Origin of the sequence: Paraburkholderia sp. BR10954, assembly GCF_040965775.1 — a bacterium.
GTDB classification, from domain to species: Bacteria; Pseudomonadota; Gammaproteobacteria; order Burkholderiales; family Burkholderiaceae; genus Paraburkholderia; species Paraburkholderia youngii.
In genome coordinates this window covers 346,221-360,529 of record NZ_JBFRCK010000004.1, presented here as the reverse complement: position 1 = coordinate 360,529, position 14,309 = coordinate 346,221, and the positions used below count along the sequence as shown (strand labels likewise).

The window sequence follows — 14,309 nt, the reverse complement described above, 5'->3', positions numbered from 1 at the left end:
AGCGGCACGCATGAAGATCCTGCAGATGGAACGCCTGACGCGCGCGGCTTTCGCGCCGTTCGGCGACGTGATCGAACTTGACGGCGCGCGTCATTTTCCCATCAATGGCGGCACCACCGAGCGCTATCACGACCTCGCGCGCGTCGACGTGGCGGAGCAGGTCGGCCGGCCGCTCGTCAATCTGTTTCGCGCGCAGCCGCGCGCGCTGCCCGTCGTGATCACGATGATGGAGCGGCATCCGCTCGGCAGCCAGGCTTTCATTCCCTTGCGCGCGGGCCGCTATCTGGTGGTGGTCGCGCCGGCCGGCGAGTTCGACGCCACGCGGATGCGCGCGTTCTGGACCGACGCGTGGCAAGGCGTCAATTACGCGAAAGGGGTTTGGCACCATCCGCTGCTCGCGCTGGATCGGGTCAGCGATTTCATCGTCGTCGATCGTGGCGGCGACGCGCCGAATTGCGACGAATTGCAGTTGGCCGAGCCGTGGCGGCTAGCCTTCGAGCCGAGCGTGGAGCTGGTCGGATAGCCGTATTTGCCGTCGCCTGAACAAAAAAACCCGACCGATTCTCATCGGCCGGGTCTTTCTTCTGGCTTGCCAGGCCGCGTATTCGCACGCGGCCCGCGATGCATCAGTGCTTACGATGCGGGCAATTTTCCTTCGTGCACGCCCCATACAGTGCCAGCGCATGCTCCTGCAGCTTGAAGCCGCGTGCCTTGGCGATGGACTGCTGACGACTTTCGATTTCGGGGTCGAAAAACTCTTCCACGAGCCCGCAATCGAGGCACACGAGGTGATCGTGGTGCGTCCCCTCGTTCAGCTCGAACACCGCCTTGCCCGACTCGAAATTGCTGCGCGAGAGCAGGCCGGCCTGCTCGAATTGCGTCAGCACGCGATACACGGTGGCGAGACCGATATCGAGTTCCTCGTGCAGGAGGTTGCGGTACACGTCTTCGGCGGTTAGATGACGTACCGGGCTGTGTTGGAAAATCTCAAGGATTTTGAGGCGCGGAAGGGTCGCCTTGAGCCCGATATTCTTGAGATCGGTTGGATTGGTCATGACAAGGGATCCCTAGAGTACAATGCTGGGCTCTCATAGTAATGTGTTTTGCCGTTCTGGTCATTTTCGATGGAATGAGCGCGGCCCGCAAGCGGGCCCGCACGGTGAGTGAAATGATTTCTAAATCTCAATTGATCTACCGGGGGAGCCGCATGCGGGGTACCTTGATCGCGGTTGCGACTGTCGCGGTTCTTGCCGGATGTTCCACGTACGACAGCCTGACCCAGCGCGTTGCCCAAAGCATTACGCCGTATCGGATTACGGTCGTGCAAGGCAACTTCGTGTCGCAGGAAATGGCGGGTCAGATGAAGGTCGGCATGACGCGCGCACAGGTGCGTCAGGTGCTCGGCACGCCGCTGTTGACCGACATGTTCCACGCGGATCGCTGGGATTACACGTTCTATTTCAAGCGTGGCAACACCTCGATCGTTCAGCAACGCGACTTCGTCGTGTTCTTCTCGGGCGACACCGTGACCCACTGGACGGGTGGCGAGGATCTGCCGACCAATCTCGAATTGCTGGCCGAAATCGACGGCGACCGCAGTGGCCGTCGCTCCAAGGCTACGCCGCCGAGCGCGGCGAGCGCGGCCGAGGCCGCCAGCGCCGCAGCCGCCGCAAGCGGGGCTGCCGCCGCGGCGCCGGTCACGGTGGACACGACGCGCTCGCCGTCGGTCGAAGGCGCCCAGCAGGCCGCCACGCCGTCCATGGACGCCAACGCGGAAGCTGCCCAGGCGGCCAATCGCGCGACCAGCGCGGTGTCTACGCCGAGCGGCGCGCCGTCCGTGCGTTCGGCCGTGCCGAGAGCAGGCGCTGGCGGCATCCCGACGCAAGGCCCGACGGCTGGTGGTCAGCCGCAGTTCCAGTTCAAACGGCCGCCGCCGCCGGCGCCGGAAAACGAGAGCAACCCGGTCGGCCCGACGGGCTCGCAAAGCGGCGACAGCTCGGCGCCGAACGCTTCGCCGTCAACGTCCGGAACGAGCAACTGATCCGCTTGTCGGTGTTGTGAGGCGGGCTGCGCGCAGCATGTGCGGTGCCGGCCAGATGTGTGTTCGTCCGGCGTCAGGCGAGGCCGGAAAGCGAGGCCGGAAATGCGCCGCTTGGGCCGCATGAACCTGTTGCCGCAGTGCGCCGCGGCTGTGGCTCGCCGCAGCGGGCGGTATCAGTCAGTCACCTGAGCGAGCCGTCCCGGTTGGCCGCGGGCGTTGACTTCAGCAGGGAGCCGCCCCGCCTTGTCGCAAGATCGTGCCGCCTGTCGCCGCTTGTCCCTATATCGACCGGGCGCATTCCCCGGCACACTGGTCGGTGCATTCGCCGGGCCGCGTTTGCCGGGCTCCATCCCGGTTGACTCTTTTCGAATCCTCATCGTCATGAAAATTGCCATTGCAGGCGCATCGGGCCGTATGGGCCGCATGCTGATCGAAACCGTCCTCAACGACGCCGACACGACGCTGTCCGGCGCGCTCTGCCGCACGGGCGCGGCGCAGCTTGGCCAGGACGCCGGCGCGTTCCTCGGCAAAGAGACCGGCGTGCTGCTGTCCGACGATATCGAACGCGTGTTTGCCGAATCCGACTACCTGATCGACTTCACACGCCCGGACGCGACGCTCGCGCATCTCGAAGCCGCGCAGCGCCATGGCGTGAAAATGGTCATCGGCACGACCGGCCTCGACAACGCGCAAAAAGCGCAGTTGCGCGCGGCGGCGCAGAAAATCGGCGTGGTGTTCGCGTCGAACATGAGCGTCGGCGTGAACGTTACGCTGAAACTGCTCGAATACGCGGCGCGGCACTTCTCGACCGGCTACGACATCGAGATCATCGAGGCGCATCATCGCCACAAGGTCGATGCGCCGTCCGGCACCGCGCTGACGATGGGCGAAGTGATCGCGGGCGCGCTCGGCCGCAATCTCGACGACTGCGCGGTCTATGGCCGCGAAGGCGTGACCGGCGAGCGCGATCCGTCGACGATCGGCTTCTCGGCGATTCGCGGCGGCGATATCGTCGGCGATCATACGGTGCTGTTCGCGGGCATCGGCGAGCGCATCGAGATCACGCACAAATCGGCGAGCCGCCTGTCATATGCACAAGGCGCGCTTCGTGCTGTACGCTTCCTCGAAGGCCACGACAACGGCTTCTTCGACATGCAGGACGTGCTCGGCCTGCGTTGAGCGAAGTTCGTTGCGCATAGGCGGGGCAGCGCATCCCGAGCGCGCCCTCCCGAAGTCACTTTCCTAAGGCGAGGTCAGATGGCAGGCAGCAGCGGCATCATCCATTACCTGCAAACGAGCGACGCAATCACGCATGCCGTCGCCTACGTGCTGCTGGCCATGTCGATTGCGAGCTGGTGTTTTCTGATCGTCAAGAGCTGGATTCTGGCGCGCGCGAAACGCCAGTCCTCGCGGGCGATCGCGCGCTTCTGGCAAGCGCCGACGCTCGCCGAAGGCGTCGCCATCCTGCGCCGCACCGACCGTGAGCGCGTGTTCGCGCCGCTCGCTGAAGCGGCGCTCAGTGCGGCCGAGGTCGACATTCCGGGCGCGCTGCTCGCGCGCGTCGAGCGCAGCGAACGGGTGCTGCGCGCGCTGCGCCAGGCGCTCGCCGCGTCGCAGCGGCGGCTCGAGTTCGGCCAGGTGCTGCTGGCGTCGGTGGGCAGCACCGCGCCGTTCGTCGGTCTGCTCGGCACCGTATGGGGCATCTATCACGCGCTCGGCAGCATCGCGGCGAGCGGGCAGGCGCAGATCGAGAACGTCGCGGGACCGGTCGGCGAGGCGCTGATCATGACCGCGTTCGGTCTGGTGGTCGCGATTCCGGCGGTGCTCGGCTACAACGTGCTGGGCCGCCTCGTGCGGCAATTGACCGAGGAGCTGGACGGTTTCGCGCACGATTTGCACGCGTACGTGTGCTCCCCCGAGCATGCGCCGACGCCGCCCCGCGCGCAGCAGGCGGCGCACGAGGCGCACCGCTGACGCTTGGCGTGCGGCGGGCAGGGCCAAGCTCAGACGCAAGGAGGCGACATGGCATTCGGCGGACTCGAGAAGAAGCAGACGGCCGCGCCGATGGCCGAGATCAACATGACGCCGCTTATTGACGTGATGCTGGTGCTGCTGGTGATTTTCATCATTACCGCGCCGCTGTTCTCGCACGCGATCCGGCTCGATCTGCCGAAGGTCGCGGCGGCGCCCGCGCGCCAGACCCCGCGGACCATCTCCCTGTCGATCGACGGCGCCGGCAAGCTCTACTGGAACGGCAAGCCGATCACGCTCGCGCAGATGCGCATGCAGTTCGCCGAGGCCGGCAAGCAGGCGGCCCAGCCGGACATCCAGCTGCGCGCGGAGCGCTCGACGCGCTACGAAGTCATTGCGCAGGTGATGGGCGCCGCGCAGCAGGCGGGGCTCGAGCGGATCGGCTTCGTGACGGACCCGCCGCCGCCCGCCGCGCAGCACTGAGCATCACAGGGCGCTGGCGGGCGCGCAGCGCGTCGACGAATCCGGCATACCCCGCCCCGCACCGTGCCGCGCGTAGCGGCGCACCCGTCCGCGAACGGTATAATCAGCCCTTTCCCCGCCAAAGGGGAAACGACGCAACGACATTCTGCAGAGCACCGGGCCGGTGCGAAAGCACCGAACCTAGCGATCCCATCACACCATGCACGAAAAATACGTTCCCTCCGACGTCGAAGCCGCCGCGCAAGGGCAATGGCGCGCCATCGACGCCTACAAGACGACGGAAACCACCGACAAGCCCAAGTTCTACTGCGTCTCGATGCTGCCGTATCCGTCGGGCAAGCTGCACATGGGGCACGTGCGCAACTACACGATCAACGACGTGATGTACCGCTATCTGCGGATGAACGGCTACAACGTTCTGATGCCGATGGGTTGGGACGCGTTCGGCATGCCGGCGGAAAACGCCGCGATGGCCAACAACGTGCCGCCCGCGCAGTGGACCTACGACAACATCGCTTACATGAAGAAGCAGATGCAGTCGATGGGTCTCGCGATCGACTGGTCGCGCGAAGTCGCGACCTGCAGCCCCGACTACTACAAGTGGAACCAGTGGCTGTTTCTGAAGATGCTCGAAAAGGGCATCGCGTACAAGAAAACCGGCACCGTGAACTGGGACCCGGTCGACCAGACCGTGCTCGCGAACGAGCAGGTGATCGACGGGCGCGGCTGGCGCTCGGGTGCGCTCGTCGAAAAGCGCGAAATCCCGATGTACTACATGCGCATCACGCAGTACGCCGATGAGCTGCTGAACGATCTCGACGGCCTCGGCTGGCCCGAGCGCGTGAAGATCATGCAGCAGAACTGGATCGGCAAGAGTTTTGGCGTGAACTTCGGCTTCCCGTATGAAATCGACGGTGAGCAGAAGCTGCTGCGCGTGTTCACGACGCGCGCCGACACGATCATGGGCGTCACGTTCTGCGCGATCGCCGCAGAGCATCCGCTCGCCACGCGTCTCGCGCAAGACAAGCCGGAACTGCAGGCGTTCATCGACGAATGCAAGCGCGGCGGCGTCGCCGAAGCCGACGTCGCGACGATGGAAAAGAAGGGCATGGCCACCGGCTTCTACGTCACGCATCCGCTGACGCACGAGCAGGTCGAGGTGTGGATCGGCAACTACGTGCTGATGACTTACGGCGAAGGTGCGGTGATGGGCGTGCCGGCGCACGATGAGCGCGACTTCGCGTTCGTGAAGAAGTACGGTCTGCCGGTGAAGCAGGTGGTCGCGGTCGAGGGCAAGGAGTTTTCGACTGAAGCCTGGGCGGAGTGGTACGGCGAGAAGACCGGCACGCTGGTGAACAGCGGCAAGTACGACGGCCTCGCGTACGACGAAGCGGTGGACCGCATCGCCGCCGATCTTAAGGAACTCGGCCTCGGTGACAAGCAGATCACGTGGCGTCTGCGTGACTGGGGCGTGTCGCGCCAGCGTTACTGGGGCACGCCGATTCCGATCATCCACTGCCCGAAGTGCGGCGACGTGCCGGTGCCGGAAAAAGACCTGCCGGTCGTGCTGCCGGAAGACCTCGTGCCGGACGGCACGGGCAATCCGCTCGCGAAGTCCGAAGCGTTCCTGAACTGCACGTGCCCGAGCTGCGGCGGCGCGGCGAAGCGCGAAACCGACACGATGGACACCTTCGTCGATTCGTCGTGGTACTTCTATCGCTACGCGTCGCCGGATGCGAAGACGATGGTCGACGAGCGCACCGATTACTGGGCGCCGATGGATCAGTACATCGGCGGTATCGAACACGCGATCCTGCACCTGTTGTACTCGCGTTTCTGGGCGAAGGTGATGCGCGACCTCGGCCTCGTGAAGTTCGGCGAACCGGCGAAGAACCTGCTCACGCAGGGCATGGTGCTCAACGAAACCTACTACCGCGAAACCGAAGCGGGCAAGAAGACCTGGTACAACCCGGCGGACGTCACCGTCTCGTTCGACGACAAGGGCCGCCCGGTCGGCGCGGTGCTGAACGCCGACGGCGAGCCGGTCGTGCTCGGCGGCGTCGAGAAAATGTCGAAGTCGAAGAACAACGGCGTCGACCCGCAGATGCTGATCGATCAGCACGGCGCGGACACCGCGCGTCTGTTCGTGATGTTCGCGGCTCCGCCCGAGCAGCAGCTCGAGTGGTCGGGTTCGGGCGTCGAAGGCGCGAGCCGCTTTCTGCGTCGCGTGTGGAACTTCGGCTACACGAACGAAGCCGCGCTGCGCACGGGCGGCCAGTTGGACGCCGCACAATTCAACGACGCCGACAAGGCGCTGCGTCGTGAAATCTATAGCGTGCTGAAGCAGGCCGATTTCGACTATCAGCGTCTGCAGTACAACACGGTGGTATCGGCCGCGATGAAGATGCTCAACGCGCTCGATGGCGCGAAGGGCGCGCAGACGGCCGTGCTGCGTGAAACTTACGGCGTGATGCTGCGTGTACTGTATCCGGTCGTGCCGCACCTGACGTTCCAGCTGTGGCAGGAGCTCGGCTATGCCGACGAATTCGGCCCGCTGCTCGACGCGCCGTGGCCGAAGGTCGACGAGAAGGCGCTCGAACAGGCCGAGATCGAACTCGTGCTGCAGGTGAACGGCAAGGTACGCGGCGCGATCACGGTCGCGAAGGACGCATCGCGCGACGCGATCGAGCAGCAAGCGGCCGCGCACGAAATGGTAGCGAAGTTCAGCGAAGGCAAGGCGCCGAAGAAGATCATCGTGGTGCCGGGCCGTCTCGTGAACGTGGTCGTTTGACGTTCTGAGCCCTCATCCGGCAGATGGAGCGCCGCCCGTCCGGCGGCGTTCCTCGGCATTGCGAATCCACTGCGAACCGGGAGCGAATGTGACTCGCAGATCGTTTTTGACGCTCGCTTGCAGCGTAATGATGTTGTCGGCCTGCGGCTTCCAGTTGCGCGGCCAGCAGGACTACGCGTTCAAGCGCCTCTATGTGTCCGGCGGCTCGCCCGCGGCCATCGCGCGCTTCACGCGCATCGTGCAGGGCGGCAGCGACACCGTGGTGGTCAACTCGGTCGCCAATGCCGACGCGATCCTGCAAATCACGCAGAACCGCAACCTCAGCACGCTGACGCTGAATTCGCTGGGCGTCGTCGCCGAGTATCAGCTGAATCTGCAGATGACCTACACGCTGACCGGCAAGGACGGCACCGTGCTGATTCCGGGCAGCGTGATCGCGCTGAACCGCGCGATGACCTATAGCGACCAGTTCTCGCAGGCGAAGGCCGCCGAGTCCGACATCCTGTTCGCCGACATGGAAAACGACGCGGTCGATCAGCTGATCCGCCGTCTCGGCGTGGTGCGCTCGCTGCATCCGACGCCGGCCGAGGCCGTGCCGGGCATCGTGCCGCGCGCGCCGCTGCCGCCGCCGCCGCTGTGAGCATCGCGCCGTTCGTGAGTCGTCGAATCTCATCCATCCCGTCAACCGCCAGCCATGCAACTGCGACCTGACGCGCTCGAAGCGCATCTCGCCAAAGGCCTCGCCGGACTGTACGTCGTGTACGGCGACGAGCACCTGCTCGCGCAGGAAGCGTGCGACCGCATCCGCGCGGCGGCGCGCGCGGCAGGCTTCACCGATCGCTCGGTGTTCACGGCCGAGCGCTATTTCGACTGGAGCTCGCTGCTCGGCGCGAGCCAGTCGATGTCGCTGTTCGGCGACCGTCAACTGGTCGAATTGCGCATTCCATCCGGCAAGCCCGGCAAGGAAGGCGCCGACGCGCTGAAGGCCCTGGCATCCACCGTCAACGACGACGTGCTAACGATGATCACGCTGCCGCGTCTCGATGCGGCCACGCAGAAGTCGGCATGGTTCACCGCGCTCGCCGATGCGGGCGTCGCGCTGAAGATCGATCCGGTCGAGCGCGCGCAGCTGCCGAACTGGGTCGGACAGCGGCTCGCGGCCCAGGGTCAGCGCGTTGCAGCCGGCGAGGAAGGGCGGCGCGCGCTCGCGTTCATCGCCGAGCGCGTCGAGGGCAATCTGCTCGCCGCGCATCAGGAAATCCAGAAGCTCGGGCTGCTGTATCCGAGCGGCTCGCTGAGCTTCGATCAGGTGCAGGACGCGGTGCTCAACGTCGCGCGTTACGACGTGTTCAAGCTCAATGAGGCGATGCTCGCGGGCGACGTCGGCCGTCTCGCGCGCATGCTCGACGGCCTGCGCGGTGAAGGCGAGGCTGCGGTGCTCGTGCTGTGGGCCGTTGTCGAGGAAGTGCGCACGCTGTTGCGGATCAAGCGCGGCGTCGCGGCCGGCAAGCCGCTCGCGATGCTCACCCGCGAGAACCGCGTGTGGGGTCCGCGCGAACGGCTGATCGGACCGGCGCTGTCGCGTGTCAGCGAAGCGGCGCTCGAGAAGGCGCTCGCGCTGGCGGCGCGGCTCGACCGGCAGGTCAAGGGCTTGTCGGGCGGCACGCCGGGCAATCATCGAAACGATCCGCCGCCCGATCCGTGGGACGGCCTGTTCGAACTCGCAATGACGGTGGCCGCGCCAAAACCGTCGGCGGTGTCGCCAGTGCCGCCGCCGCGACCTCGGGCGCCGACTGCGGCGCCAGCGCGGCGGCCAATCTAAGCAGCCGGGCGCGGGCGAGTTCCGGCGGCGATTGCAATCGCACAGCAACCGTCAATCGCGTCAAATGCAGACCACCGTGTTTGCCATGCCACGGGCTCAACACAACGCAACGGCAAACCCCGCGACAGCACAGCGCACCCGCTGCCCCCTCGCGAGCAAAGCCCCGGTACCCGACTTACAATCGTTTGATCTTTCGCTAATCTTGCCCGACCACCGCACGCCAACGTGCGGGCATCACGAGAATGACCATGGATATCGACCAGTACATGACCGACCTCGGCCAACGCGCTCGCCAGGCTTCGCGCGCGATGGCGCGGGCGTCGACCGCCGCGAAGAATGCGGCGCTTGCAGCCGTTGCCGAGGCGATCGAGCGCGATGCCGATCTGCTGAAGGCCGCCAACGCGCGCGACCTCGAACGCGCCCGCGGCAAGGGCCACGACGCCGCATTCATCGACCGTCTGACGCTGTCCGACAAGGCGCTCAAGACGATGGTCGAAGGCCTGCGCCAGGTCGCGGCGCTGGCCGATCCGATCGGTGAAATCAGCAATCTGAAGCATCGACCGAGCGGCATCCAGGTCGGCCAGATGCGTGTGCCGCTCGGCGTGATCGGCATCATCTACGAATCGCGCCCGAACGTGACGATTGACGCGGCCGCGCTGTGCCTGAAGTCCGGCAACGCGACCATTCTGCGCGGCGGCTCGGAAGCGCTCGAATGCAATACCGCGCTCGCCAGGCTGATCGGCGAAGGGCTCGAAGCAGCCGGTCTGCCGCAGGACGCGGTGCAGGTAGTCGCGACGCCGGACCGCGCGGCGGTCGGCAAGCTGATCACGATGACCGAATACGTCGACGTGATCGTGCCGCGCGGCGGCAAGAGTTTGATCGAGCGTCTGATGAACGAAGCGCGCGTGCCGATGATCAAGCACCTCGACGGCATCTGCCACGTCTATGTCGACGATCGCGCGGACCTGGCGAAGGCGCTCAACGTCTGCGACAACGCGAAGACGCACCGCTACGGCACCTGCAACACGATGGAAACGCTGCTGGTCGCGCGCGGCATCGCGGCCGAAGTGCTGCCGCCGCTTGGGCAATTGTATCGAGGCAAGGACGTCGAGCTGCGCGTCGATGCGGCGGCGCGCGCGGTGCTGGCCGATGCGGGCGTCGGCCCGCTCGTCGACGCGATCGAGGAAGACTGGCGCACCGAATATCTGGCGCCGGTGCTCGCGATCAAGGTGGTCGACGGCATCGACGCGGCGATCGAGCACATCAACACTTATAGCTCGCAGCACACCGATGCGATCGTTACCGAAGACCACGACCGCGCGATGCGCTTCCTGCGCGAAGTCGATTCGGCGAGCGTGATGGTCAACGCGTCGACGCGTTTCGCGGACGGCTTCGAGTTCGGTCTCGGCGCCGAGATCGGCATCTCGAACGACAAGCTGCACGCGCGCGGCCCGGTCGGACTGGAAGGGCTGACTTCGCTGAAGTACATCGTGCTCGGGCACGGCGAAGGTCGTCAATAAGCGCGCATCGAAGCACCGCCACAACGAACACAACAACAAGAACCACAAGGACCCCCCGATGCTTTGGGTAAAGACGTTTCACATCGTGTTGATTGCCTCCTGGTTTGCCGGCCTGTTCTATCTGCCGCGCATCTTCGTCAATCTGGCGATGGAAACGGAACCCGCCGCGACGGCGCGTCTTCTGCTGATGGCGCGCAAGCTGTTCCGCTTCATGAGCTTCATCGCGGTGCCCGCGATCGCGTGCGGCTTGTGGTTGTGGCTCGTGATCGGCATCGGCAGCGGTCAGGGCTGGATCCACGCGAAGGTCGGCGTGGTCGTGCTGCTCGTCATCTATCACGCGTATTGCGGCGTGCTGCTGCGCAGGTTCGAGCGCGGCCAGAATCGCCGCTCGGACAAGTGGTATCGGATGTTCAACGAGCTGCCGGTGCTCGGTATGCTCGCGGCGGTTGCGCTGGTGGTGATCAAGCCGTTCTGAGCGGCTGACGGCGTTAAGCAGGACGCTGGAAAAGACAAAAGGGCGGTGTGCCGGTTGAATGACACACCGCCCTTTTGCGTTTCTTATCGGAGCGGATTACCCCTGTGAGTCCACCCGCCGCCGGTGTATCACTTCCTTCGTCTGCGCGAGCTTCTCCGCCAGTTCGGGCCCGCGGCTCAGCGCGACGCCGACCGCCAGAATGTCGCCGATCGCCAGATGCGACACGCGCGAGGTCATCGGCGAAAAGATGTCGGTGTCTTCGTCGACGTTCGCGAAGAGTCCCACGGTCGCGAGCCGGGCGAGCGGCGAGTTGCCGTGCGTGATCGCGATCACCTTCGCGCCTGCGTTCAGCGCGGCCCTCGCGGCATCGATGATGTCGCGCGTGCGGCCGGTGTTGGAAATCGCGACGACCACGTCCCCCGGCCCGAGCAGCGCGGCCGACATCAGAAATGTGTGTGGGTCCGAATACGCGACGCTCGGCATGCCGAGCCGGAAGAACTTGTGCTGCACGTCGAGCGCGGCGATGCCCGAGCCGCCCGCGCCATAGAACTCGATGCGCTTCGCCTGCGCGAGTATGTCGATCGCCGCCGCGACGCTATCCGAAGACAGATTGTTGCGCACCTGAATCAGCGCGCCGATGGTCCGGTCGAGCACCTTCGCGGCGACGCCCGGCGTCGGCTCGTCGGGCCGCACGTCGCGATAGACGGCGGGCACTTCGCTGGCGATGCCCTGTGCAAGCCGGATCTTGAATTCGCGAAAGCCGGAAAAACCGAGCGCGTGACAGAAGCGCGCGATCGTCGGCTGACTCACGCCGGCGCGCGCGGCGACCTCGGTCATCGACAGATCGAGCACCTCGCGCGGCGCCTCGATCACATAATCGGCCAGCTTGCGCTCGGACGGGCGCAGCTGGTCACGCATCTCTTCCACCTGGGACAGCATCATCGGAAAACTCGCACTATGCTGAAGAACGTGTGGACTATATCCGATTGGTCGTTGGCGCACAAAAGCTAGGTACAAAAACTACAAATCGGCGCGTAAGTGTATTCCCTGGGTTTCGGCTGCAAAGCGCCGAGACGCCGCCAATTGGGCGACTCGGCGATTCGCGCGATGCGGCACCGCAACAGTGGTCGTAATTGCGATCATGTAGTTTTTCTACTAATATGGCGTTGGTTCGATATCACAACCCCGCGATACCGCCTGGTGTCATGCGTGCGCCTGCCGCCAGCGACGAAGGAGCTCCGATGGTTTCCCCGCATTCGCAATTGTTGAAGGTCACGCAACGCGTGATCGAGCGCAGCAAGCCCACGCGTGAAGCGTATCTGGCCCGCATCCAGCATGCGCAGGGGCGCTTTCCGGCACGCGGCGCGTTGTCGTGCGCGAACCTCGCCCACGGTTTCGCCGGTCTCGAAGGCAACGACAAGCTCGTGATCAAGCAGATCCGCGAGCCGAACATCGGCATCGTGTCGTCCTACAACGAGATGCTGTCGGCGCACGCGCCGTACAAAAACTACCCGGACATCATCAAGCAGGCCGCGCGCGAAAACGGCGGCGTCGCGCAATTCGCGGGCGGCGTGCCGGCGATGTGCGACGGCATCACGCAGGGCAACGCGGGCATGGAGCTGTCGCTGTTCTCGCGCGAAGTGATCGCGATGAGCACGGCCGTCGCGCTCACCCACAACATGTTCGACGCCGCGCTGTGCCTCGGCATCTGCGACAAGATCGTGCCGGGCCTGCTGATCGGCGCGCTGCAATTCGGCCATCTGCCGACCATCTTCGTGCCGGCCGGTCCGATGACGAGCGGCCTGTCCAACGACGACAAAGCCAAGACGCGCCAGCAGTTCGCGACTGGCCAATGCGGCCGCGAAGCGCTGCTCGAAGCGGAAGCGGCCGCGTATCACAGCCACGGCACCTGCACGTTCTACGGCACCGCGAACAGCAATCAGATGCTGATGGAAGTGATGGGCCTGCATCTGCCGGGCTCGGCCTTCGTGCATCCGCACACGCCGCTGCGCGACGCGCTGACCGCCCAGGCCGCGCGCCGCGTGCTCGACCTGACGGTCGAGCGCGGCCAATACATGCCGATCGGCCATGTGATCGACGAGAAGGCGATCGTCAACGGCATCGTCGCGCTGCTGGCAACCGGCGGCTCGACCAATCACACGCTGCACCTCGTCGCGATCGCGCGCGCGGCCGGCATCGTGATCGACTGGGACGACTTCGACACGCTGTCGCAGGCGGTGCCGCTGCTCGCGAAGATCTATCCGAACGGCAAGGCCGACGTGAATCACTTCCACGCGGCGGGCGGCGTCGCGTTCCTCGTGCGCAATCTGCTCGAAGGCGGTCTGCTGCATGAAGACGTGAACACGGTCGCGGGCAAGGGCCTGAAGCGCTACACCGAGGAGCCCAAGCTGCTCGACGGCAAACTGCAATGGGTCGCGGGCGTCGAGGCGAGCGCGGATACCGCGGTGCTGCGCGGCATCCAGGAGCCGTTCCAGCCGGACGGCGGCCTGCGTCTGATGCAGGGCAAGCTCGGCCGCGGCGTGATCAAGATCTCGGCGGTCGCGGCGCAGCATCGCAAGGTGAAGGCGCCGGCAATCGTGTTCGATTCGCAGGAAGCGGTGCAGGAAGCATTCGACAAGGGCGAGCTCAAGCGCGACTTCATCGCGGTGGTGCGCTTCCAGGGCGCCCGTGCAAACGGCATGCCCGAGTTGCATCGTTTGACGCCGCTGCTCGGTGTGTTGCAGGATCAGGGTTTCCATGTCGCTCTGGTGACCGACGGCCGTATGTCGGGCGCGTCGGGCAAAGTGCCGGCGGTCATTCATGTTTCGCCGGAAGCGTTGCTGCAAGGCCCGCTCGGCAAGGTCCGCACGGGCGACACGCTGGTCATCGACGCCGAAGCGGGCGTGCTCGACATCGAGATCGACGCAGCTGAATGGGCCGCGCGTCCGAACGCCGAGCCGCTGCATCAGGCGGACAACGAAGCCGGCTTCGGCCGCGAGCTGTTCGGCGTGTTCCGTGCGGCGGCGGCGCCGGCGGAGCAAGGCGCGTCGGTGTTCGGCAAGCTGATCGGCGAGGGCGGCGCGCTCGACGGCCAGCACGGCCACGGCAGCCACCACAAGCACGGCGACAAGCACGCCCATCAATCCAGCAGCCATCACACGAGCACCGCGCAAGCCGGCGCGGCGCTGCAGAAACAAGGAGCCTGA

13 protein-coding genes are annotated in these 14,309 nt (G+C 65.5%); 11 read left to right on the top strand and 2 right to left on the bottom strand.

Features of this window, described 5'->3' with window-relative positions; translation table 11 throughout:
* The first annotated feature begins 10 nt into the window (after positions 1–10).
* Positions 11–523, top strand: coding sequence for an ureidoglycolate lyase (locus AB4Y34_RS09110; RefSeq protein ID WP_368715821.1), 513 nt, complete (start codon positions 11–13; stop codon positions 521–523).
* A 103-nt stretch (positions 524–626) separates the two neighbouring features.
* Here AB4Y34_RS09110 and fur read toward each other — a convergent pair whose 3' ends face one another.
* Positions 627–1,055, bottom strand: a complete 429-nt coding sequence (gene fur / locus AB4Y34_RS09105) for a ferric iron uptake transcriptional regulator (protein ID WP_027198845.1) — start codon at positions 1,053–1,055, stop codon at positions 627–629.
* Between the two features lie 152 nt (positions 1,056–1,207).
* On the opposite strand from fur, the gene bamE reads away from it, so the two are divergent.
* From bamE to AB4Y34_RS09060, 9 genes are all read left to right on the top strand, one after another.
* On the top strand, positions 1,208–2,041 hold the full coding sequence (gene bamE / locus AB4Y34_RS09100; protein ID WP_176380904.1) for an outer membrane protein assembly factor BamE: 834 nt from the start codon (positions 1,208–1,210) through the stop codon (positions 2,039–2,041).
* Positions 2,042–2,422: 381 nt separating this feature from the next.
* Positions 2,423–3,220, top strand: a complete 798-nt coding sequence (gene dapB / locus AB4Y34_RS09095) for a 4-hydroxy-tetrahydrodipicolinate reductase (RefSeq protein WP_368715820.1) — start codon at positions 2,423–2,425, stop codon at positions 3,218–3,220.
* Positions 3,221–3,298: 78 nt separating this feature from the next.
* A complete protein-coding gene (locus tag AB4Y34_RS09090) occupies positions 3,299–4,015 on the top strand; it encodes a MotA/TolQ/ExbB proton channel family protein (protein ID WP_176121835.1) in 717 nt (238 codons plus the stop codon).
* A gap of 48 nt (positions 4,016–4,063) precedes the next feature.
* Positions 4,064–4,495, top strand: coding sequence for an ExbD/TolR family protein (locus AB4Y34_RS09085; protein WP_368715819.1), 432 nt, complete (start codon positions 4,064–4,066; stop codon positions 4,493–4,495).
* Positions 4,496–4,694: 199 nt separating this feature from the next.
* The gene (leuS, locus tag AB4Y34_RS09080; RefSeq protein ID WP_176380902.1) at positions 4,695–7,286 is read left to right on the top strand and encodes a leucine--tRNA ligase; all 2,592 of its coding nucleotides are present in this window, start codon (positions 4,695–4,697) and stop codon (positions 7,284–7,286) included.
* An 88-nt stretch (positions 7,287–7,374) separates the two neighbouring features.
* Positions 7,375–7,926 carry an LPS assembly lipoprotein LptE gene (lptE, locus tag AB4Y34_RS09075; protein WP_176105063.1) on the top strand — a complete coding sequence of 184 codons (552 nt, stop codon included), beginning with the start codon at positions 7,375–7,377 and terminating at the stop codon, positions 7,924–7,926.
* Between the two features lie 54 nt (positions 7,927–7,980).
* Positions 7,981–9,108 carry a DNA polymerase III subunit delta gene (gene holA / locus AB4Y34_RS09070; protein WP_368715818.1) on the top strand — a complete coding sequence of 376 codons (1,128 nt, stop codon included), beginning with the start codon at positions 7,981–7,983 and terminating at the stop codon, positions 9,106–9,108.
* 248 nt (positions 9,109–9,356) lie between these two features.
* Positions 9,357–10,628 carry a glutamate-5-semialdehyde dehydrogenase gene (locus tag AB4Y34_RS09065; RefSeq protein ID WP_368715817.1) on the top strand — a complete coding sequence of 424 codons (1,272 nt, stop codon included), beginning with the start codon at positions 9,357–9,359 and terminating at the stop codon, positions 10,626–10,628.
* A gap of 58 nt (positions 10,629–10,686) precedes the next feature.
* Complete coding sequence (locus AB4Y34_RS09060) at positions 10,687–11,103, top strand: CopD family protein (RefSeq protein ID WP_176121830.1); 417 nt, start codon at positions 10,687–10,689, stop codon at positions 11,101–11,103.
* Between the two features lie 96 nt (positions 11,104–11,199).
* Here the strand turns inward: AB4Y34_RS09060 and AB4Y34_RS09055 are convergent, their stop codons facing one another.
* Positions 11,200–12,045: a MurR/RpiR family transcriptional regulator gene (locus AB4Y34_RS09055; protein WP_368715816.1), complete on the bottom strand. Its 846-nt coding sequence runs from the start codon at positions 12,043–12,045 to the stop codon at positions 11,200–11,202.
* Positions 12,046–12,344: 299 nt separating this feature from the next.
* Here AB4Y34_RS09055 and edd point away from each other — a divergent pair, with 299 nt between their 5' ends.
* Positions 12,345–14,309, top strand: coding sequence for a phosphogluconate dehydratase (gene edd, locus AB4Y34_RS09050; protein WP_368715815.1), 1,965 nt, complete (start codon positions 12,345–12,347; stop codon positions 14,307–14,309).

Excerpts from the sequence above, each read along its gene's own strand:
- bamE (WP_176380904.1), top strand. The coding sequence starts at position 1,208 with ATGCGGGGTACCTTGATCGCGGTTGCGACTGTCGCGGTTCTTGCCGGA.
- leuS (WP_176380902.1), top strand. The coding sequence starts at position 4,695 with ATGCACGAAAAATACGTTCCCTCCGACGTCGAAGCCGCCGCGCAAGGG.
- AB4Y34_RS09065 (WP_368715817.1), top strand. The coding sequence starts at position 9,357 with ATGGATATCGACCAGTACATGACCGACCTCGGCCAACGCGCTCGCCAG.
- AB4Y34_RS09085 (WP_368715819.1), top strand. The coding sequence starts at position 4,064 with ATGGCATTCGGCGGACTCGAGAAGAAGCAGACGGCCGCGCCGATGGCC.
- fur (WP_027198845.1), bottom strand. The coding sequence starts at position 1,055 with ATGACCAATCCAACCGATCTCAAGAATATCGGGCTCAAGGCGACCCTT.
- holA (WP_368715818.1), top strand. The coding sequence starts at position 7,981 with ATGCAACTGCGACCTGACGCGCTCGAAGCGCATCTCGCCAAAGGCCTC.
- AB4Y34_RS09060 (WP_176121830.1), top strand. The coding sequence starts at position 10,687 with ATGCTTTGGGTAAAGACGTTTCACATCGTGTTGATTGCCTCCTGGTTT.
- AB4Y34_RS09055 (WP_368715816.1), bottom strand. The coding sequence starts at position 12,045 with ATGATGCTGTCCCAGGTGGAAGAGATGCGTGACCAGCTGCGCCCGTCC.
- dapB (WP_368715820.1), top strand. The coding sequence starts at position 2,423 with ATGAAAATTGCCATTGCAGGCGCATCGGGCCGTATGGGCCGCATGCTG.
- AB4Y34_RS09110 (WP_368715821.1), top strand. The coding sequence starts at position 11 with ATGAAGATCCTGCAGATGGAACGCCTGACGCGCGCGGCTTTCGCGCCG.
- AB4Y34_RS09090 (WP_176121835.1), top strand. The coding sequence starts at position 3,299 with ATGGCAGGCAGCAGCGGCATCATCCATTACCTGCAAACGAGCGACGCA.
- edd (WP_368715815.1), top strand. The coding sequence starts at position 12,345 with ATGGTTTCCCCGCATTCGCAATTGTTGAAGGTCACGCAACGCGTGATC.